20 protein-coding genes are annotated in these 18,978 nt (G+C 57.4%); 12 read left to right on the plus strand and 8 right to left on the minus strand.

The window, feature by feature from the left end:
* The first annotated feature begins 6 nt into the window (after positions 1 to 6).
* From JYG33_RS11080 to JYG33_RS11100, 5 genes are all read left to right on the plus strand, one after another.
* Positions 7 to 600, plus strand: a complete 594-nt coding sequence (locus JYG33_RS11080; protein WP_009458645.1) for a phosphoheptose isomerase — start codon at positions 7 to 9, stop codon at positions 598 to 600.
* Positions 597 to 1,280, plus strand: a complete 684-nt coding sequence (locus JYG33_RS11085) for a BON domain-containing protein (protein WP_207872312.1) — start codon at positions 597 to 599, stop codon at positions 1,278 to 1,280. Before JYG33_RS11080 ends, JYG33_RS11085 begins: the two co-directional genes overlap by 4 nt.
* Positions 1,277 to 1,777: a TlpA disulfide reductase family protein gene (locus tag JYG33_RS11090; RefSeq protein WP_207872313.1), complete on the plus strand. Its 501-nt coding sequence runs from the start codon at positions 1,277 to 1,279 to the stop codon at positions 1,775 to 1,777. Before JYG33_RS11085 ends, JYG33_RS11090 begins: the two co-directional genes overlap by 4 nt.
* A 76-nt stretch (positions 1,778 to 1,853) precedes the next feature.
* The gene (gene argB, locus JYG33_RS11095; protein ID WP_207872314.1) at positions 1,854 to 2,750 is read left to right on the plus strand and encodes an acetylglutamate kinase; all 897 of its coding nucleotides are present in this window, start codon (positions 1,854 to 1,856) and stop codon (positions 2,748 to 2,750) included.
* Positions 2,751 to 2,753: 3 nt separating this feature from the next.
* A complete protein-coding gene (locus tag JYG33_RS11100; RefSeq protein ID WP_207872315.1) occupies positions 2,754 to 3,485 on the plus strand; it encodes a pyrimidine 5'-nucleotidase in 732 nt (243 codons plus the stop codon).
* Here JYG33_RS11100 and JYG33_RS11105 read toward each other — a convergent pair whose 3' ends face one another.
* Positions 3,486 to 4,940: an aldehyde dehydrogenase family protein gene (locus JYG33_RS11105; protein ID WP_207872316.1), complete on the minus strand. Its 1,455-nt coding sequence runs from the start codon at positions 4,938 to 4,940 to the stop codon at positions 3,486 to 3,488.
* 196 nt (positions 4,941 to 5,136) lie between these two features.
* Here JYG33_RS11105 and JYG33_RS11110 point away from each other — a divergent pair, with 196 nt between their 5' ends.
* A complete protein-coding gene (locus JYG33_RS11110) occupies positions 5,137 to 6,066 on the plus strand; it encodes an AraC family transcriptional regulator (RefSeq protein WP_207872317.1) in 930 nt (309 codons plus the stop codon).
* A gap of 19 nt (positions 6,067 to 6,085) precedes the next feature.
* Here JYG33_RS11110 and JYG33_RS11115 read toward each other — a convergent pair whose 3' ends face one another.
* The 4 genes from JYG33_RS11115 to gpmA all read right to left on the minus strand — a co-directional run bounded on the left by JYG33_RS11115 (position 6,086) and on the right by gpmA (position 10,881).
* Entirely contained in the window at positions 6,086 to 6,859 is a 774-nt protein-coding gene (locus JYG33_RS11115; RefSeq protein ID WP_207872318.1) for a HesA/MoeB/ThiF family protein, read from the minus strand.
* A gap of 15 nt (positions 6,860 to 6,874) precedes the next feature.
* The gene (locus JYG33_RS11120; RefSeq protein WP_207872319.1) at positions 6,875 to 8,386 is read right to left on the minus strand and encodes a S41 family peptidase; all 1,512 of its coding nucleotides are present in this window, start codon (positions 8,384 to 8,386) and stop codon (positions 6,875 to 6,877) included.
* 176 nt (positions 8,387 to 8,562) lie between these two features.
* A complete protein-coding gene (locus JYG33_RS11125) occupies positions 8,563 to 10,131 on the minus strand; it encodes a peptidoglycan DD-metalloendopeptidase family protein (RefSeq protein ID WP_207872320.1) in 1,569 nt (522 codons plus the stop codon).
* Between the two features lie 3 nt (positions 10,132 to 10,134).
* Entirely contained in the window at positions 10,135 to 10,881 is a 747-nt protein-coding gene (gene gpmA / locus JYG33_RS11130) for a 2,3-diphosphoglycerate-dependent phosphoglycerate mutase (RefSeq protein WP_207872321.1), read from the minus strand.
* 98 nt (positions 10,882 to 10,979) lie between these two features.
* Here gpmA and JYG33_RS11135 point away from each other — a divergent pair, with 98 nt between their 5' ends.
* The 5 genes from JYG33_RS11135 to JYG33_RS11155 all read left to right on the plus strand — a co-directional run bounded on the left by JYG33_RS11135 (position 10,980) and on the right by JYG33_RS11155 (position 14,334).
* Positions 10,980 to 11,390: a rhodanese-like domain-containing protein gene (locus JYG33_RS11135; protein ID WP_207872322.1), complete on the plus strand. Its 411-nt coding sequence runs from the start codon at positions 10,980 to 10,982 to the stop codon at positions 11,388 to 11,390.
* A gap of 22 nt (positions 11,391 to 11,412) precedes the next feature.
* Positions 11,413 to 11,670 carry a glutaredoxin 3 gene (gene grxC / locus JYG33_RS11140; protein ID WP_009458616.1) on the plus strand — a complete coding sequence of 86 codons (258 nt, stop codon included), beginning with the start codon at positions 11,413 to 11,415 and terminating at the stop codon, positions 11,668 to 11,670.
* 39 nt (positions 11,671 to 11,709) lie between these two features.
* Positions 11,710 to 12,204: a protein-export chaperone SecB gene (gene secB, locus JYG33_RS11145; protein ID WP_207872323.1), complete on the plus strand. Its 495-nt coding sequence runs from the start codon at positions 11,710 to 11,712 to the stop codon at positions 12,202 to 12,204.
* Positions 12,205 to 12,206: 2 nt separating this feature from the next.
* The gene (locus JYG33_RS11150) at positions 12,207 to 13,256 is read left to right on the plus strand and encodes an NAD(P)H-dependent glycerol-3-phosphate dehydrogenase (RefSeq protein WP_207875821.1); all 1,050 of its coding nucleotides are present in this window, start codon (positions 12,207 to 12,209) and stop codon (positions 13,254 to 13,256) included.
* 79 nt (positions 13,257 to 13,335) lie between these two features.
* Positions 13,336 to 14,334 carry a tripartite tricarboxylate transporter substrate binding protein gene (locus tag JYG33_RS11155; protein WP_207872324.1) on the plus strand — a complete coding sequence of 333 codons (999 nt, stop codon included), beginning with the start codon at positions 13,336 to 13,338 and terminating at the stop codon, positions 14,332 to 14,334.
* Between the two features lie 287 nt (positions 14,335 to 14,621).
* On the opposite strand, the gene JYG33_RS11160 is transcribed toward JYG33_RS11155, so the two are convergent.
* Both JYG33_RS11160 and JYG33_RS11165 read right to left on the minus strand, forming a co-directional pair.
* Positions 14,622 to 15,092: a tRNA (cytidine(34)-2'-O)-methyltransferase gene (locus JYG33_RS11160; RefSeq protein ID WP_042486775.1), complete on the minus strand. Its 471-nt coding sequence runs from the start codon at positions 15,090 to 15,092 to the stop codon at positions 14,622 to 14,624.
* A gap of 66 nt (positions 15,093 to 15,158) precedes the next feature.
* The gene (locus tag JYG33_RS11165; RefSeq protein WP_207872325.1) at positions 15,159 to 15,908 is read right to left on the minus strand and encodes a phosphoribosyltransferase family protein; all 750 of its coding nucleotides are present in this window, start codon (positions 15,906 to 15,908) and stop codon (positions 15,159 to 15,161) included.
* An 81-nt stretch (positions 15,909 to 15,989) separates the two neighbouring features.
* On the opposite strand from JYG33_RS11165, the gene JYG33_RS11170 reads away from it, so the two are divergent.
* The gene (locus JYG33_RS11170; RefSeq protein WP_207872326.1) at positions 15,990 to 16,904 is read left to right on the plus strand and encodes a methyltransferase domain-containing protein; all 915 of its coding nucleotides are present in this window, start codon (positions 15,990 to 15,992) and stop codon (positions 16,902 to 16,904) included.
* Positions 16,905 to 16,913: 9 nt separating this feature from the next.
* On the opposite strand, the gene JYG33_RS11175 is transcribed toward JYG33_RS11170, so the two are convergent.
* The gene (locus JYG33_RS11175; protein ID WP_207875822.1) at positions 16,914 to 18,932 is read right to left on the minus strand and encodes a TonB-dependent receptor; all 2,019 of its coding nucleotides are present in this window, start codon (positions 18,930 to 18,932) and stop codon (positions 16,914 to 16,916) included.
* Positions 18,933 to 18,978: the final 46 nt, after the last annotated feature.

An 18,978-nucleotide genomic window follows, 5' to 3' on the forward strand; every position in this document is an offset into this window, starting at 1 on the left:
CGCGCTATGGACCTTATCGCCTTAATGACTTCGCATTTCGACGATTCCGTCGATACCCTCAAAGCCAGCACACGCGAACTGGCCGAACCTTTGGCCGCCGCTGTCGAGCTGTTGTTTGCCACCTTGGCCAACGACGGCAAGATTCTGGCTTGCGGAAACGGCGGATCAGCAGCCGACGCCCAGCACTTTATTGCAGAGCTGGTGGGCCGTTTCGAGCGCGACCGTTTACCCCTGGCTGGCATCGCCTTGAATACCGACACCTCCATCATGACGGCGGTCGGTAATGATTATGGCTTTGACAGCATCTTTGAACGCCAGGTCAGCGCCTTGGGCCAGACCGGCGACATTCTGGTGGCCATCTCCACCAGCGGCAATTCGCCAAACGTCATCCGTGCCATTGAGGCCGCTCGCGAACGCGATATGGTCATCATTGCCCTGACCGGCAAAGGCGGCGGACAAATTGCCGACCTGCTCTCGGACACCGACATCCATCTGTGCGTACCGCACGATCGAACCATGCGTATTCAGGAAGTACACATCGTTCTGTTGCATGCCATGTGCGATGGCATTGATGCGCTGCTGCTCGGAGATCCACTATGAAACACCGTTTGATTCTGGCCGCCCTGCTGGCCAGCACCACTCTGACCGGTTGCGGTCTGCTGGTTGTTGGCGGTGCGGCTGCCACCACCGCCGTTGTCGCTACCGACCGCCGCACGACGGGCGAGCAGGTCGAGGACAAAACCATTGTCATGAAGGCCGGTGCTGAAACACGCCGCCTGCTGGAAAACAAGGAAGGCCGCATCAACTCCACCTCGTACGCCGGAGTTGTCCTGCTGACAGGCGATGTGCCTACCCAGGCTGATAAAGAAGAAGCCGCCCGTCTGGTTTCCAAAGTCGACAAGGTGACCCGCGTGGTCAACGAACTGCGCGTGGGCGAACCTACCGCGCTGGGCGTACGCTCGAACGACTCCTGGATTACCACCCGCGTCAGCACCGCCCTGCTCAACGCTAAAGAAGTACCTAGCCGCACTATTTCCACGACCACAGAGCGTGGCGTGGTCTACCTGCTGGGCCGTGTGACCCACCAGGAAGGCGAACGTGCTGCCATTGCCGCCTCCAGCGTGCCGGGCGTAAACAAAGTCGCCAAGCTCTTTGAGTATGTCAGCGCTGAAAGCCTGGCACAGCCTTTGAGCAGCAACAAGCAGGATGCCCCCAACACCGCCGCCCCAGCCGCTGAACCGGCCGCCGCCTCCTCTGTAGAAGTTATGCCCGTCCAATGAAAAAAGTAGTCATCATTGCTCTTGTTGTTGCTGTCGCCGTCGGCCTGGGTGTCTGGACCATGTCCGGCAGCTCCAAGTCCAGCGCGCCTGATGTGGCCTTCACCGACCTGAACGGCAAGCACTTTGAAACCAAAGACTTGCAAGGCAAGGTCGTCCTGGTGAAATTCTGGGCCACGGACTGCACCACCTGCGTCGCACAAATGCCCGACAACATTGAAAACTTCAATGCCTTGTCCGGCAAGGGCTTTGATATTGTGGCCGTTGCCATGAAGCACGACCCGATCAACTACGTGCGCAACTTCACCCAATCCCGCCAACTGCCGTTCACGGTTGTCCATGACGACAAGGGCGAAATCGCCAAGGCCTTTGGGGATGTCCGTTTGACACCCACCGCCTTTTTACTCGACAAACAGGGCAACATCATCAAGCGTTACCTGGGCAACTACGACAAGCAGGAATTTATCGCTACCGTCGAAAAAGCCCTGGCTAGCAGCTAAAAAACTGTTTCTGCCCCCAGCCACATAACCCCGGGTACCAGCAGTGGACCCGGGTTTTCTTCAAGTGAGCGCATCAATGAGCACCACAGATCCGCAGAATTACCCCGCAACCGTCAAAGCAGAAGTGTTGTCCGAGGCCCTGCCTTATATTCGTCGCTTCCACGGCAAGACCGTTGTCATCAAATACGGTGGCAATGCCATGACCGAGGAGGCTTTGCAGCGCAGCTTTGCCCATGACGTCGTCTTGCTCAAGCTGGTTGGCCTGAACCCCGTTGTGGTGCACGGTGGCGGCCCCCAGATCAATGACGCCCTCAAGCGTATTGGCAAAGAAGGCACATTCATCCAGGGCATGCGTGTGACGGATGCTGAAACCATGGAAGTGGTGGAATGGGTGCTGGGCGGGCAAGTGCAGCAAGACATTGTCATGATGATCAATGAAGCAGGCGGCAAGGCCGTGGGTCTGACCGGTAAAGACGGTGGCATGATTCGTGTCACCAAGAAAATGCTGCCTGATGCCGAACACCCTGGCGAACTGCTGGATATCGGCTTTGTGGGCGATATTGAAAGCATCCAGCCTGAAGTGGTCAAAGCTCTGCAAGACGATCAGTTCATTCCCGTTATTTCCTCTATCGGTTACGGTGAGGACGGCCAGGCCTACAACATCAATGCGGACGTGGTGGCTGGCAAGATGGCGGAAGTGCTGAGCGCTGAAAAGCTGGTCATGCTGACAAACACGCCCGGCGTGCTGGACAAGGCTGGCCAACTGCTGCGCCGCCTGTCGGCCCAGACCATTGACGAGCTGTTTGCCGACGGCACGATCTCCGGCGGCATGCTGCCCAAGATCTCCTCGGCCCTGGATGCAGCCCGCAACGGTGTCAATTCCGTGCATGTGATCGACGGCCGTGTCCCCCACTGCCTGCTGCTGGAAATCCTGACTGATCGTGGTGTTGGCACCATGATCAGCTCTCACTAATCCGTGCGCGCTCCTATCCGTGCCCATCCCTGGGCACGGCCTTTGTCAGCCTGCCAGCCAGATGAAACCATCTGGCTGTTTGATCTGGATAACACCCTGCACAATGCCTCCAAAGGCATTTTTCAAGCCATTGATGGGCGTATGCGCATCGGCGTGGCTGAAACGCTGGGGGTGGATATGGATGAGGCCGACCGGCTGCGTCTGGAGTACTGGAAGCGTTACGGCGCCACCATGATTGGCCTGCAGCGCCATCACGGCGCAGACCCGGCGACTTTCCTGAAACACGCACACGACTTTGATGTGCCTACTCTGCTCAGTTCCGAGCGCGGCCTGGCATCCCAGTTACGTCGTCTGCCCGGCTACAAGCTATTGCTGACCAATGCGCCGATGGACTACGCGCATCGCGTGCTGAAAGCCCTGAATCTGCTGCCCGTCTTTGACGGCCTGTGGGCCATTGAGCATATGCAGCTTCAGGGACGCTACCGCCCCAAGCCTTCGCAGGCACTAATGAAACAAGCCCTGGCGGTGCTCAAATCCCAGGCACGTGACATCGTGCTGGTGGAAGATACGCTGCGCAATCTGAAAAGTGCCCGCCAGCTAGGGATGCAAACCATCCATATCTATAACGCGGGCACTCCGTTCAGCGCTTTGTATCATGGACGCGGCCCGTATGTAGACCAGCGCATCAACCGCATTGCACAACTGGTCAAAAACTGGCCACGCCCCCAGGGATGATTAGAACGCCAATTGGCGTTCTCCTTGCTGGATAGTGACCCATTTCAGCTCAGTCATGTCGGCAATGGAATAACGGCCGTTTTCCTTGCCGTAGCCACTGTCCTTGAAGCCACCGAAAGGCGCGTTCGGATCATCATCAAAAGAGTTGTCGTTGATGTGAACCGAACCTGCCTCGATACGCTCGGCAAAATCCATCGCCTTTTGCAGATCGTTGGTCAGAATCGCGGAAGACAAACCGTAGGATGTGTCGTTGGCCATTTCCAGTGCGTGCTCGTAGTCACGAGCCTTGTAGATGGCAGCGACCGGGCCAAAGGTTTCCTCGTGGTACAGATGCATATCCGGGGTGACATCGCACAAGGCTGTAGGCTGAACCACATTGCCCTCACGACCACCACCTGCCAACAAGGTTGCCCCCTTGGACACGGCATCTTCAATATGGGCCTGCACAAAATCAGCTTGTTCGGAACTGATCAAGGGACCGACAGCCGTTTGTGGCAAAGCAGGATCCCCTGTGGGAATACGGGCTACCTGTTTGGCGAAAGCCTCGCAGAAGGCATCGTAAATCCCCTGTTCCACAATAATGCGCGAGTTGGCCATGCATACCTGGCCCTGGTTGAAGTAGATCCCGAACGCGGCAGATCGCACGGCGTAATCCAGCGTGGCATCATCCAGCACCACCACGGGGCTTTTACCGCCCAGCTCCAGCACAATCCGCTTCTGATGGCGACCCGCCAGATCAGCCAGAATCCGACCCACACGAGCCGAGCCTGTAAAAGTCACCAATTTGACGCGTGGATCGGAAAACAGGGTATCGCCCAAGGCTTCGTCCGTTGTCAGCAGAACGGTCAGCACGCCTGCAGGCAGACCGGCTTCTTCCAGAATCTCGGCAAACATCAGGGCGGCCATCGGAGTATGAGGCGAAGGCTTCAGGATGAAGCTGTTACCAGCAGCCAGAGCGGGAGCCAGCTTCTTGCCATTCAGCAGTAACGGAGCGTTAAAAGGGCCAATCCCGGCGACCACGCCCAAAGGACGGCGAATGCTCATGGAAATACGGCCAGGCAGATCCGAAGGCATGGTTTCACCGCGAATATCACGAGTCTGACCGGCGGCTATGCGGAAGGTGCTGACGATGTAATCGCACTCGAACATGGCCTTGCCAAAGACGTTACCGCCCTCTTCCACCAGCACTCGCACGATATCGTCACGGCGGCGCTCCACAATATCGGCCGCACGGCACAGGATGGCCTCGCGCTCACGCGCCAGCATCTTGCCCCAGGTACGCTGCGCACGCTCTGCACTGGCCAGCGCTTCTTCAATATCCTGCTTGGTCGCCAGAAACACACGTGCAAGTGGTTTGCCGGTGTAAGGATTGACCAGATCTTTATGCTGCTGACCCTCTGATTTCCAGGCCTGGCCGTTGATATAGGGGTAGATCTGCTTTAGCTGTTCTGTCATGACTGCTCCTTTCCTGTATTGTCTCCAGGTGCGCTGTGGGCACCCTTCATGGTTAAACCCGATAGCCACCGAGGTGTGCCGTGGCCCACCATGCAGTACTGTCTTAGATACTATTCTTGAGCCTATTGCCTCTCTGTGTCGTGGACTGGGGCGCAGCCCAATCTGGACAATGACGCAGAAGACGGAAATAAACCGCATGAGCACGAACTACCACTGGGATACACAAACTTCGCCCCCCGGACAGGGAGCCAAGCTATGGACACAAGCCATTTCACAGTCCTTTCAGCATGTGCAGACGCAGTGCTACGGGCAGAACTTCCATGGCACCCTGCGCTCCCAACGCCTGGGAGAGGTAGCGATTAATCGGCTGACGGCGCAGCCCTATCGAGTCAGCACGGGCAGGCCGCAAACGGATCAACCCTGGTTGTTTTTGAATGTGCATCAGCAAGGCCACTGCCGCCTGATTCAGAACGGGCGCGAACAATGGCTGCCCGCGGGCAGCTTGAGCCTGAATGTGGGTACCAGCCCCTTCACGCTGGATTTTGTGGACGAAGTCATCATGACCACCTTGCGGCTGCCGCTGGACGGGCTATTGCCGTATACGGGTCCCTTGAATGATGTAGTCGCCCAGCCCTTGAACCCGGGAGCCAGCCTGCACTTGCTGGAGCATTATCTGCAAGGCTTGCTGCTATCAGCCGATGGCTTACGGGCCAATCAGCATGACCAGGCCTGGCGCTGCCTGCGCGATTTGCTGGCCATGAGTATCAACGAGCGACGCACGGCGCCGCTAGCACCGACCACAGCGCGTTACGAAGATGCACTGGGCTATCTCTCTGACCGTTTGGGTGATCCCGCTTTGACTATTGCGGCCCTGTCCGAATACCTGGGTATGGCACCACGCACTGTCCAGGAACTATTCAAAACGCAGGGCACGACGTTTACCGCCCAGTTGATGCATTTACGCCTGGAAGCGGCGGCACAATTGCTGCGCCAGACACCGTCCAACACGGTAGCGCAAGTGGCGTATTCAGTGGGATTTTCGGATCTGTCCTACTTTCATCGCCAGTTCCGGCGACGCTTCGGAATCACACCAGGCCATTTTTACGGACATGGCCTGGAGTCTTGATCAACACATCAGAAAAGTATCAGGCGTGATCGGCATGCTCTGCCGAGCCTGCACTACATACCGGACAAGCCGGGTCTTTGCGGAAACGCACGGTATGCCAGTTCATATTGAAAGCATCCACGCTCAACAAACGGCCCACCAAAGGCTCTCCGAAGCCGCCTAACAGCTTCAAGGCCTCTACTGCCTGCGCACTCCCCACCATACCCAACAAAGGCGATAGAACGCCTGTGGTGGCACAACGCAATTCCTCGACATCATCGGCTTCCGGGAACAGGCAGTGATAACAAGGGGCATCGGGCTGTCGCAAATCGTAGGTGCTGACCTGGCCGGAGAACCGGATAGCAGCACCTGACACCAAAGGTTTGCGCAATGCCACGCAGGCACGGTTAATCGCATGTCGAGTTGCGAAGTTATCGCAGCAATCCAGCACCAGATCCACTTGCTGAACCCAATGCATCAAGCCCGCTTCGTCCAGACGTTGAACGACAGGCGTCACCTTCACTTCGGGATTAAGTTGCTCGATATGCAGCTTGGCGGACTCGACCTTGTCCCAGCCCAGGCGGTCGGTGGTATGAGCAATCTGGCGTTGCAGATTGCTCAATTCCACTTGGTCATCATCAACCAGAATGATGGAGCCCACACCCGAGGCCGCCAGATAAGCCACCACGGGGGAACCTAGCCCCCCCGCGCCTACCACCAGAATACGGGAGGCCAGAATCCGCTCTTGCGCTTCTACCCCGAACTCATCGAGCAGAATATGCCGCGCATAGCGCAGTAATTGCTGATCTTCCACGTCAAAAACCCATCTTTACGGTTTTACCGGTTCGAGACCCTTGGGGGTGATACGGAACCGCTCAACGCTGGGTTGCTGATTCAAGGGACTTTTTTTTTCCGGCGAATCGGACTCTACTTCCTTTTCGCGCTTGGCAGCCGCTTCCTTGGCGGCAGCGACTTTGGCAGGATCATTCTTGATGACCGTACGGCCAGCCAAATGATTCAGCGCTTGCTGCAACTGGAAGTCGTCGTCACCACCGAACTCAAACATCTTGAACTCTGGGCTCATGCCCAGGTCAGGCTGTTCTTCTTCCGTGTTTTCATCGACCTTGCTGTTAACCAGGTGACGCTTCAAGTCCACTTCGCGCGGCAGGCGGAACAAATTACCTTGGGCCGTATCATCCACCACCACATCAGGCTGTACACCCGTTACCTGGATGGAAGTGCCGCTAGGCGTGTAGTACAGCGCCGTCGTCAGTTTCAGGCCCGAGTCTTCAGACAGAGGCACCACGCTTTGAACCGAGCCTTTACCAAAGGTGCGGTTGCCGATAATGGTGGCGCGTTTGTGATCCTGCAAGGCACCGGCCACAATTTCCGAAGCCGAGGCCGAACCCACGTTCACCAGCACCACGATAGGCACCGTCTTGAGCCAATCCAGCTTCTTCAAGACGTCAGCGTCCGTATCCAGTTCGCCCAGAACGGACTGCATGGATTTGACGTAGTACTCGCGGTTGGACGAAGGAATACGGCCTTTGGTCGATACCACCAAAGCACCGGAATCCAGGAAGGCAGAAGACACACCAATCGCGCTTTCCAGCAAGCCACCGGGGTCATTACGCAGGTCAATCACCAAGCCTTTCGGTGCGCCTGGGCCTTTATTCACCTCGGACAATTGCTTGACCAGATCCGCAGCAGTGCGTTCCTGGAACTGAGCAATACGCACGTAGGCCACATTGTCGTTCAGCATCTTGGAGCGCACGCTGCGCACCTTGATGACATCGCGCACCAAGTTGAATTCCAATGGCTTGTCACGGCCTGCACGGCGGATAGTCAGCTTGATAGACGTTTTGGGCTCGCCACGCATTTGCTTGACGGCATCATTCAGGCTCAAATCCTTGGTCGGTTTGCCATTGATGTGCGTAATGATGTCGCCCGCCAGAATCCCGGCGCGCGCCGCAGGCGTATCTTCAATAGGCGAGATGACTTTGGGCATCCCGTCCTCGCTGCCGATTTCTATGCCCAGGCCACCGAAGCCACCTTGGGTCATGGCTTCCATTTCCTTGAAAGCGTCGGCATCCAGATAGGCGGAGTGCGGATCCAGATCGGTAAACAGACCTTTGATCGCGTTATTGACCAAAGCCTGATCGGTCAGGGGCTCCACATATGTGTTCTTGATGGCAGCGAACACATTGGCGAACTGTTGCAGTTCGCGCAAAGGCAATGGCTCGCCGCGTTGAGCGACCGCAGTAATGCCCAGGCTGATCAAAATACCGCCCACAGCACCTGCTGCCACTAGTCCTATGCTGCCAATCCTTCGAGTGCTCATGCACATTCCCATTATTTTCAGATTCAAGACGGGGCCACCTCCCGGAGCTGACCCGACCATGCATTATAAGAGTAGCGTAAAGCGTCGACCAGCGTGAACTGGGCTGGAGTCGCTACCCGGCGCTACAAATGCGAGCAAACGTAAGTGCGGGGTTCTGCACCTGGGGAAAAACGGGATCAGGAACCCAGCCAGACCTGCGGATTAATAGGCTTGCCCTGATGGCGCAGCTCGAAGTACAGACCCGGCTCAACCTGCCCACCGGTAGCACCCACCCGAGCAACGGCATCCCCGCGCCCTACAATATCGCCAACCTGCTTAAGCGTGCTCTGGTTATAGGCATAAACGCTTAAGTAATCGCGGCCATGATCAATGATCAGCAAGTTTCCAAACCCGGTCATCCAGCTTGCAAAGACCACACGACCTGGAGCTACGGCACGCACCGTTGTCCCCGCTTGCGCACGCAACACAATGCCGCGCCAAATACCGCCGTCGGGGCGCTCGGCACCAAATTTGCCTTGCACCTCGCCCCGTACCGGGTAAGGCAAGCCACGTTTCAGACCAGCAAATCCACCTTCTGGTTCCAAGGCTGGCCCGGAAGCCTGATCCACAGGCTCTTCAACCACCTGCACCTCACGTACCTTCGGTGCTATCGGTTTACTGATCGGCTCACTTGGTTCCGACGAGGCTTCCAAGCTGTCTGACAGCAAGCGCTCGTTGGAAGTTGGCGGCGTATACGTGAGCGGAGGACGCGGAATGAGTGGCTCTGGCTGCTGCGGGGCGGCAGGCTCCGGCTTGCTAGGTGGCAAGGCCGGTGGCAAAGGTGGCTGTGTAGCACGTGCCCGCTCCAGCAATTCCCGCTCGCGTTCCAGGCGCGCCTGTTCACGGGCAGCCTGCTCTTGCTTGGCTTTACGCTGCAATTCTTGCTGACGGGCCAATTCAGCTTTGCGCGCTTCTTCAGCACGGCGTGCGGCTTCGCGTCGGCGTTGTTCTTCGGCGCGACGGGCCAGCTCGGCCTGTCGGGCAATTTCAGTCTCCAGACCGGAGATCAAATCCCCCAGTCGTTTGTCATTGCTTTGCAGATTCGCAGCCTGACCGCGCTGTCGGTCCAGTTCAGCACTGATATCAGCCACCACCTTGCTTCGTTTTTCTTTTTGTTCTTCCAAGGCCACTTTTTGGGCGGCAGCGTCGGTGGCAAGCTGTTCCTGCTCTTTTTCACGCGCCGCGACCTGGGTCTGCAAACGGTCCAGCCGCTCGACAGTGCGGCGTACCTTATGAACCTGTTCGGTCTGCTGACGCGAGACATAGCCCAGATAATGCAGTTCACGGTTGATGGCGTTCGGGTCATCACCCGACAGCAAGGCGGACCATGGCGACACGCCATTGGCATATTGCGCCCGCAGTTGCTCGGCCAGCTCTTGCTGACGCTGCTCTTTGATGACTTGTTGTTCGCTGATCTGCTTGCCCAACGAACCCAACTGTTGGTGCAACTGCTCTTGCCGCTGCTCGATCTGAGCCAGCGTGCGATCTATATCGGAGATAGCCTGCTCGGATTCGCGCAAGGCATTGGCCGCATCCCGACGCGAGCCTTCACTGGTATCGATGGTTTTACGCAGCGATTCAATTTTCTGGCGCAGCTCTGCCTGCTGCTTTTGGGCCTGGGCCTGGCGTGCGGCCAAGTCAGGATCAGCAGCCAGGGCCGGAAAGGTCCAGGCTGCCAGCAACAGGCAAACGCTGTAGCGCCACATTTTTTACTGCGCCTTGCCCTGATTGGCGACGGCTTGCATCTGGGCCTCAATCGCTGCCTGGTCACCCAGGTAGTAATGGCGGATAGGACGCAGGTTTTCGTCCAGTTCGTACACCAGAGGCTGGCCGGTAGGAATGTTCAGGTGAACGATGTCCTCGTCGGAGATGCCATCCAGGTGCTTGATCAGTGCGCGCAGGCTGTTGCCGTGAGCAGTCACCAGCACACGACGGCCGGAGCGAATCGCAGGGGCGATAGACTCGTCCCAGAAAGGCACCACGCGGGCCACGGTGTCTTGCAGACACTCGGTGCGAGGCAGTTGATCGTCCGGCACGCGGGCGTAGCGGGCATCAAAGCGTGGGTTGCGTGGATCGTCCACGGCGACAGGATCGGGAGCGATCGCGTAGGCACGACGCCAGACCAGGACCTGGTCTTCACCATACTTTTGTGCGGTTTCGGCTTTATTTAAGCCTTGTAAAGCACCATAATGGCGTTCGTTCAGGCGCCAGCTCAAACCCACGGGGGTGTGCATGGCGTCCATCGAATCCAGGGCGATCCACAGAGTACGGATAGCGCGCTTGAGGACCGAGGCGAAAGCCAGGTCGAACTCAAAACCGTTTTCTTTCAGCAAGTCACCGGCTTGCTTTGCCTGTTGACGCCCGGTTTCGGTAAGATCGACATCGGTCCAGCCAGTAAACCGGTTCTCCAGGTTCCACTGGCTTTCGCCGTGCCGCATCAGTACAAGTTTATACATGGTAAAAACAGCCTCGAGGTTGAAAAATTGGCGCCACTCTATAATCGTGTGATCTTGCCCTTTTTTCTTGCTTTTCTTGGTAATCAACAGGATTTAACGTGGACTTCATCTTAAGTCAGAACAATCTTCTAATTTTAGCAATTGCGGTGCTTGCCGGCATTATGCTGTTAATACCCAGCTTTTTCAAAGGCCGTGCCGGGCGCGCAGTTTCAAGCGCTGAAGCGGTACAGATGGTAAACCAGAAAGACGCCATTTTGATTGATCTGCGCAGCGCCGATCAGTTCAAAGCCGGGGCAATTGCACAATCTCGCAACATTCCTGCTGCCGACCTTGACGCCAAGGCCAGCGCGCTGCCCAAAGACAAGCCTGTCATTCTGGTGTGTGACACCGGCCGCAGCGCCCCGCGCAGCGTGGCCGTTCTGCGCAAGCACGGCATCAACGAAGCCTACACACTGCAAGGCGGTATTCAGGGTTGGCTGCAATCGAGCCTGCCCGTCAAAAAATCGTAAGCTCCCCTTCTACGAGGCTCTCATGGCAAAAGTCACGATGTACTCCACAATGGTGTGCCCCTATTGTGTGCGCGCTGAAATGCTGCTCAAGCAACGCGGCGTAACTGAAATCAATAAAATCATGATTGATCGCGAACCCGAACAGCGCGCCCTCATGATGGAGCGCACCGGTCGGCGTACCGTTCCCCAAATCTACATTGGCGACACCCATGTAGGTGGCTACGATGATCTGGCCGCTTTGGACCGCGAAGGTGGCTTGCTGCCTCTGCTGGCCGCCTGATTTTTTTTCTAACAATTTTTTTATCCCATAGGATCACCCATGGCCGACCAGAACACCCCAGCCGCTGAACAAGAAGCTCAACAACCCAGCTTCAGCCTGCAGCGCACCTACATCAAAGACCTGTCCATCGAAATGCCCCACGCTCCCCAGATCTTTCTGGAGCAAGAGGCCCCTTCCGTGGAAGTGTCCATCAATGTGGGCGGCCAACGCCTGGCTGACACGGTCTACGAAAGCACCGTAACCGCCACTGTGACCACTCGCATTGGCGACAAGGTCATGTACCTGGTGGAAGCCACCCAGGCCGGTATTTTTGAAGCCGCCAACATCCCTGAAGAGCAACTTGAGCCTCTGCTGGGCATTGTGTGCCCCACCATGCTGTACCCCTACTTGCGTGCTGCCGTGGCTGATGCCATCAACCGCACATCCTTGCCTGCCTTGCACCTGACTGAAGTGAACTTCCAGTCTCTGTACGAGCAGCGCATGGCGCAGCAACAAGGTGCCGCACAAGCGGACGGCCAGCCTTTGCAGGCTTAATGATGTCAAACGCGCACACTCCCGTTCGTGTTGCAGTTCTGGGCGCTGGAAGCTGGGGCACGGCACTGGCCGCCCTGACCAGCACCCAGGCTCCCACGATGGTCTGGGCGCGCAAAGCATCAACGGCGCAAGCCATCGGGCAGGATCATCGCAACCCTGCGTACTTGCCCGATGTCTTGCTGCCCGAATCGCTACAGGCCAGCGACAGCCTGCAGCAAGTCATGGATTTCGCCCTGGGCGACGACACCGGCCCTGCCCTGCTGATTCTGGGTGTACCTGTGCGTGGTCTGGCGCAAACCTGTCTGGACCTGGCGCAGCATTTGCCTGCGACACGTCGTCATCCCGTCCTTCTGGTGTGGACCTGCAAAGGTTTTCATCAGGAAACCGGTTTATTGCCCCACCAGATTGTGCGTGAAAGCCTGCCCGACCATCCCTGGTTAGGCCGTGCCGTGCTCTCTGGCCCCTCGTTCGCCCTGGAAGTCGCCAAAGGCCTGCCTGTTGCGCTGACTCTGGCTTGCGAGCCTGCTGATATGGCCGGCATTGCCCTGGAGGCTCTGCATGGCAAACAAGCCCGTCTTTACACCAGCACCGACATGATCGGTGTGGAAGTGGGCGGTGCTGTCAAAAACATTATGGCTATTGCCTGTGGCATTGCCGATGCACTGGGCCTGGGCCACAACGCCCGTGCCGCCCTGATTACCCGAGGTTTGGCTGAAATGCAGCGCCTGGGCGTCGCATTAGGTGGTCAGGCAGAAACCTTCTCTGGTCTGGCAGGTTTGGGTGATCTGGTGCTGACAGCCACGGGCGAATTGTCCCGCAACCGCCAAGTGGGCCTGGCGCTGGGTGCAGGCGAAAGCCTGGACAGCATCCTGGCCACCGGCATTACCGCCGAAGGTGTGCGCTGTGCCCGTTCGGTTCTGGAAATGGGCCGGGCGCACCAGATTGAACTACCGATTACCGCAGCGGTCTGCCAGATCCTGTTTGAACAACTGGCCCCGCGCGAAGCTGTCCACGCCTTGTTAACCCGCGAGGCCAAGCAGGAAGGCCACTAATACCTTCGTCTGCCCGATCTGGCACCTGACCCGCGCTGCCAGACCTGCGGTCAACCGTCTCTTACTCAGAATCAAAACAATGTCATTGCTTGCTCGTTCTCGTGATCTTCTGATCCGCTCCGTTCTGGGGCTGGCCTGCACCGGTTTGCTGGCGCACTCGGCTCAAGCCCAATCCAGTTGGCCCGAGCGTCCCATTCAAATGGTGGTGCCCTTCCCGGCAGGCTCCTCGCCTGACGCCTTGGCCCGTGCCATTTCCGAGCCTCTGTCCCAAGCTCTGGGCCAGACCGTCATTGTTGATAACCGTCCCGGTGCTGGTGGCAATATCGGCACCCGCTTTGTGGCCCACGCCAAACCCGACGGCTACACCCTGCTGCTGACCATCAATGGCCCCATGGTGACTGCCCCTACCCTGTACAAGACTTCGCTGGGTTACGACCCGCTGAAGGACTTGCAGGCCATCTCCATGATTGGCACCAGCCCCAACGTACTGGTGGTACCGGCGAACTCGCCCGCCAACACCGTGGAAGAATTCATTGCCCTGGCCAAGTCTCGCCCCGGCGAATTGAACTACGGTTCGGTCGGCCCCGGCAGCTCGGCCCACCTGGCCATGGCCATGCTGGAGCACGCTGTCGATATCAAGCTGGAACAAATCCCTTACTCGGGCTTCCCGCAAATCCTGACCGCCATTATTGGTGGCGACATTGACGCGGCCTTTATGGTTCCCGGCATTGCCATGCCCCAGGTCGAAGCAGGCAAGGTTAAAGCCCTGGCGGTGACTTCCTTGCAGCCCAGCGAACTGCTTCCCGGCCTGAACACCATGGCCCAAGCTGGCCTGGAAAACTTCGAGGCAATTTCCTGGGACGCTTTCTTTGTGCCGCACAACACCTCGGATGATGTGGTCAAACGTCTGAACCAGGAAGTCACCACCATCCTGCAACGCGACGATATCAAGGCCAAGCTCAACGCTTTTTACTTCTCGGCCGAGCCATCAACGCCGCAAGAAATGACGGACAAGATCATTGCCGACAAAGCTCGTTGGGATGAGGTGATTGAACGATTGAACCTGTCGCTGGAATAAAACCAACAACTGGATTCCACAAGAACGGCCCTGCAAACTCTTCGTTTGTAGGGCCGTTTTCTTTGAGACTATCAACAGAAAATAAACACGTGTAAGTCAGCGTGTCCCGTAACAAGCTTCCGCTTCTTGAGTCTTGTTCCTGTGGTGTCAAAGCACAAAAAAGCTCTAACACAAGATTTCCCAGCCCTCATCACTTCAACAGAATTCGTCATACACGCTGCTAAATGACAAGTTTGACGTAGTGCCTCGATCCAAGACCCAAGCTTGCTACTTACCTCTGCCCGAGCTTAAACACCACCTTCGTAACCCGCTTGCCGCCAGGCATCAAACACACAAATCGCCACAGCGTTAGACAGGTTCAAGCTGCGTTGCCCCGTCAACATGGGCAGGCGAATCCGCTGCTCGTTGGGAAACAGCGCAAGTTGCTCAGCAGACAAACCGGCAGTTTCGCGGCCAAACACAAATACATCACCTGGCTGAAAACTTTGCTCAGCCAGCAAATGGCTGCCACGTGTAGTCAGGGCAAACGCGCGATCAGGCGCAGAGCCCGTAGCCTGCAAGGCTTCTTCCAGGCTGTCATGTACCTTCACCTGCGCCCACTCGTGATAATCCAGCCCGGCACGGCGCAGCTTGCTGTCTTCCAGCTCAAAGCCCAAGGGCCGCACCAAGTGCAGGACACACCCTGTATTAGCCGCCAGTCGAATGACGTTACCCGTGTTGGGAGGGATCTCGGGCGAAACCAGGACGATATGAAACATGAAGAACCTAAAAAATGCAGAAAAAATGCAAAGAAAAGCCGCGCGTCAGCGGCGAAGTATACAAGGCTAGCGTGCCTTCAATTTCCAGGGCGCCCGGGCAGCAACCAGGGCATACACAGCGCCCGCGCCCGCCGAACGGCAAGCCCGCGCCAAAGAGTCCAACGTGGCCCCTGTGGTCAACACATCATCAACCAGCAGTACAGACCGCCCCTCTAGTGGCTCCAGCACTGTAAAAGCCCCCCGCATAGCCTGTCTGCGCGCCTGACGTCCCAAAGACTTCTGGGCCTGATCATGCCGAGACTGCGACGCAACCAGATGCAAATGAGCCGACAAACCCAATAAGCGTGCCACACGCTTGGCCAGTACCGCTGCCGGATTAAAACCCCGACGATGCAAAGCGCGGCGGTGGGACGGCACCGGTATTACCCAGGTATCTGAATGCAAGGGTGGACCCTGACAGCGCCATTGCTGCACCATCAGCTCAGCCAGTACCGCCGCCATTTCCAGCCGACGTGAAATTTTAAACGCATGGATCAACATATCGCCAGGATGTTCATAATCGAATCCTGTGACCGTGACGTGCAAGCTTATCTGCCCCGCACCGCAATCCGGGCAAGCCAATAAAGCCAGCGGCGGCAAGGCCAAGGCACAACGCAGACAACGCAAACCTTGAGCCGCTGCGCCCAGCGCGTCCCGGCACAGAACGCACAGCGCGCCAGTTTGCGAGCGCAGACCACACAGTACACAGGGTCGCGCCAGCAGAGGAATCCCTACAAGACGGTTGGGCGACTCGCGCCGGAACAGGGGATGCGCCATAATAGATCATTACCTTTCAGAGCCAGGCTGACCTGATCACAGCACACGCCACTGATCCAGGCCAGCAACGTCCGCGCAACTATGTCCCAGTTACCTTCTTTGCCAATCAACTCCGCCCACGTCGAGCAGCAATTCAATCGCCGCGCTCCCCTGGATCATGCTCAGTTTCTTTATGGTGAAGTCGCACAGCGGATGTTGTCCCGACTGGCCCTGGTGCGTTTGCAGCCCACTCATATTCTGGACGCAGGTTGTGGTGCCAGCCACGCGCTGGAACCCTTGCGTTCCCGCTACCCGGACATGATTTACACCGGGCTGGATCGCAGTGAAAAACTGCTGGAAGTCGCTCGCGAGCGCTACCAGGCCAAGCCCAGTCTGTGGCAGAAACTACGCAATCAACCCACCCCGGCAGCCAGTTGGGTTCATGCCGATATGGCCGAAAGCGGCTTGCCTGCCGAAAGCCAGGAACTGGTCTGGTCAAATATGGCCCTGCACTGGCACCCTGAACCTCATCGGGTGCTGGCGGAATGGAACCGCTTGCTCAAACCCGAAACGCTGGTCATGTTCTCTTGCCTGGGCCCGGGCTCTTTGGCTGAACTGCGCAGCGCCATGGAGCAGGCCGATCTGGGCACCCAGACACTGGAATTCGTGGATATGCACGACTTTGGGGACTTGCTGCTGGAAAACGGCTTTGCAGACCCCGTCATGGACCAGGAAGTCGTAACCCTGACCTATCGTAGCGCTGAAAAACTGCTGGATGATTTACGTCTGCTGGGTGGCAACCCGCATCCCCAACGCAAAGCCAGTCTCAGTACCCTGCCGTGGCGTCAACGCCTGCTCAATGCTTTGGAAAAACAGCGCCATATGGATGGCACTTTGCATCTGAGCCTGGAAATTGCCTACGGACACGCCTGGCGTGCCCGTAGCCGTCGCAGCACCCTGGGTGAGGTCAGCGTGCCTATTTCCACCATCAGCCGCCGCCCCAAACCCCAGGAATAACACTCCCGCCTAGAAGCGGTACTCCCCCTGCAACCAGAAGCGTCGGCCATCTTCCGCGTAGGAGTAAGCGCCGTTTGTACCTGAATCACGACGACGGTCTGTCAGGTTATAGATGGCGGCACTCAAGCTCAGGGCTTTTCTGGCGCGCCAGCTTGCACCCAGATCAATGGTTGCAATCGTTCCCATGCTGTCGCTGACCGCCCCACCCTGCCCCCAGGAAATATTGGTTTCACGACCACGTACATTCAGGGTCGAGAAGGCGGACACGGCTTCATTCGGCGTCCAGTCCACCGTCAGGCTACCCATGCGAGGGGTCGCAACCAGGGGCTGACCTTCAGATTGTGGGTACCCGAAGCCCAGAATAGTGGCGCTTCCGTTACGCACTTTGGAGTCCGTGAAGGTATAGCTACCGCGCAATTTCCACTGATCGTTGAAGCGGTAGGCCAAACCCAGCTCCAGACCCTGCACACGCGCTTCAGTAATGTTGAAGTAGGTGCTGTACATGCTGTTGGTGTATGGGTCCGGTGGCACGGGACGGCCATCGGGGTAATACAACTGACGCGAACCCGTATTGGCAATCTTGTTCTTGTAACGCGTGTGGAACAAGGTCGCATTGCCGCTCAGTGGCCCGCCGTCATCAAAGTACAAGCCCAGCTCCACGTTGGTGCTGACTTCAGGTTCCAGATCCGGATTACCCCAGGTGTAGGCACCACCACGCTGCGGCAAACCGATCTGCGGATTGCTTTGCATAATCGTGGGCGACTTGAAGCCTTTGGCAATCCCGCCTTTCAGCGTCCAGGCATCCGTGGCACTCCACACGCCATATAGGCGTGGAGTCCAGTGGCGGCCATAGAACTCGTTATCATCCATGCGCACACCTGCCGTCAGCGCAAAGGACGGGGACAGACTCCATTCATCTTCCAGGAACAAGGAGTACTCACGCACCGAGGTATCCACGCCTGCGCCATTCGGATTGGCGTAATAGCCATCGGCCTTCAGCTCGCTTTTACGCCACTGAAACCCGCCGACCAGCATGTGATCAGCCAGAGGCATAGTGAGCTTGCCATCAATCACGGTGTTGCGTATATCGGGGCGTGCGCTCTGGGTGGGGCCATCGCGGTAAGCCTGCTCCCGGTTGATGCTCAATTCGGTATCAAAAGCGTCCCAACGCCCTGTGTGCGCCAGTGTGTAGGTGTCGCGCACATATTCATTTTCATTTGCCTTGCCGGTCAATGCCAAGGACTTGCCAGGAGTAGTCCAGAAGTGCTGAGTCGTACGCCCCGCTTCAAACATGAATTCGTGATTGGCATTCGGGGTGGCCCACAAACGCACGGTGCCGTTTTGGCGTTTAGCACGCGCAAAACCATTCAGAACCTGATCTTCCTGACGCTGCTTGTGATAACCCCAGAATTGCAAACCCAGGCGACCCGGCACGATAGGGCCGGACAGATACAAATCAGCCGAGCCACTATTTCCTGCCGAGCCACTGTCTTGCAAGGTATAGCCACCCGTCACCGAACCGTGCCATTTATCAGCCACTTTGCGCGTGACGATATTGATCACCCCGCCCAAGGCCTCCGAGCCGTACAGCGTGGACATGGGGCCACGCACCACTTCGATACGCTCAATGGCTTCCAGCGGGGGAATCCAGTTCATATCCAGTGCTTCAGACACCCCGCCCTTCATGGTGATCTGGCGCATATCCTGACGACGGCCATCAATCAGAACCAGCACGTGCTCGGACTCCATGCCACGGATCGAGATAGCTCCTTTGTCGCCCCCCAAAACGCTGACGCCCGGCACCTGCCGCAAGGCATCGGCCAAGGACTCGAAGCGCTTGCCCTCCAGCTCCTCACGCGGGATGACCGTGATGGAAGCCGGTGCCGTCACCACTTCCTGCGCAAACCCCGAGGCAGTCACAGAGATAGTACTTAACTGCTCGACTTCATTACGTTCCTGCGCCCAGGCAGACATGCATGCCAGGGACAAGGCAGCCAAGGGCCAGCAAAGGCCCGTTTTCATTTTCATCACGGCTTCTTCCATTATTTATAATACGAACCAAACTCATTTCTAT

It is taken from the genome of Alcaligenes sp. SORT26 (assembly GCF_017377875.1).
In the GTDB taxonomy this organism is placed as follows: domain Bacteria; phylum Pseudomonadota; class Gammaproteobacteria; order Burkholderiales; family Burkholderiaceae_B; genus Alcaligenes; species Alcaligenes parafaecalis.

Bases quoted from the DNA above. Each gene is read 5' to 3' on its own strand.
- JYG33_RS11080 (WP_009458645.1), top strand. From the start codon at position 7: ATGGACCTTATCGCCTTAATGACTTCGCATTTCGACGATTCCGTCGAT.
- JYG33_RS11085 (WP_207872312.1), top strand. From the start codon at position 597: ATGAAACACCGTTTGATTCTGGCCGCCCTGCTGGCCAGCACCACTCTG.
- JYG33_RS11090 (WP_207872313.1), top strand. From the start codon at position 1,277: ATGAAAAAAGTAGTCATCATTGCTCTTGTTGTTGCTGTCGCCGTCGGC.
- argB (WP_207872314.1), top strand. From the start codon at position 1,854: ATGAGCACCACAGATCCGCAGAATTACCCCGCAACCGTCAAAGCAGAA.
- JYG33_RS11105 (WP_207872316.1), bottom strand. From the start codon at position 4,940: ATGACAGAACAGCTAAAGCAGATCTACCCCTATATCAACGGCCAGGCC.
- JYG33_RS11110 (WP_207872317.1), top strand. From the start codon at position 5,137: ATGAGCACGAACTACCACTGGGATACACAAACTTCGCCCCCCGGACAG.
- JYG33_RS11120 (WP_207872319.1), bottom strand. From the start codon at position 8,386: ATGAGCACTCGAAGGATTGGCAGCATAGGACTAGTGGCAGCAGGTGCT.
- JYG33_RS11125 (WP_207872320.1), bottom strand. From the start codon at position 10,131: ATGTGGCGCTACAGCGTTTGCCTGTTGCTGGCAGCCTGGACCTTTCCG.
- gpmA (WP_207872321.1), bottom strand. From the start codon at position 10,881: ATGTATAAACTTGTACTGATGCGGCACGGCGAAAGCCAGTGGAACCTG.
- grxC (WP_009458616.1), top strand. From the start codon at position 11,413: ATGGCAAAAGTCACGATGTACTCCACAATGGTGTGCCCCTATTGTGTG.
- secB (WP_207872323.1), top strand. From the start codon at position 11,710: ATGGCCGACCAGAACACCCCAGCCGCTGAACAAGAAGCTCAACAACCC.
- JYG33_RS11150 (WP_207875821.1), top strand. From the start codon at position 12,207: ATGTCAAACGCGCACACTCCCGTTCGTGTTGCAGTTCTGGGCGCTGGA.
- JYG33_RS11155 (WP_207872324.1), top strand. From the start codon at position 13,336: ATGTCATTGCTTGCTCGTTCTCGTGATCTTCTGATCCGCTCCGTTCTG.
- JYG33_RS11160 (WP_042486775.1), bottom strand. From the start codon at position 15,092: ATGTTTCATATCGTCCTGGTTTCGCCCGAGATCCCTCCCAACACGGGT.
- JYG33_RS11165 (WP_207872325.1), bottom strand. From the start codon at position 15,908: ATGGCGCATCCCCTGTTCCGGCGCGAGTCGCCCAACCGTCTTGTAGGG.
- JYG33_RS11170 (WP_207872326.1), top strand. From the start codon at position 15,990: ATGTCCCAGTTACCTTCTTTGCCAATCAACTCCGCCCACGTCGAGCAG.
- JYG33_RS11175 (WP_207875822.1), bottom strand. From the start codon at position 18,932: ATGAAAATGAAAACGGGCCTTTGCTGGCCCTTGGCTGCCTTGTCCCTG.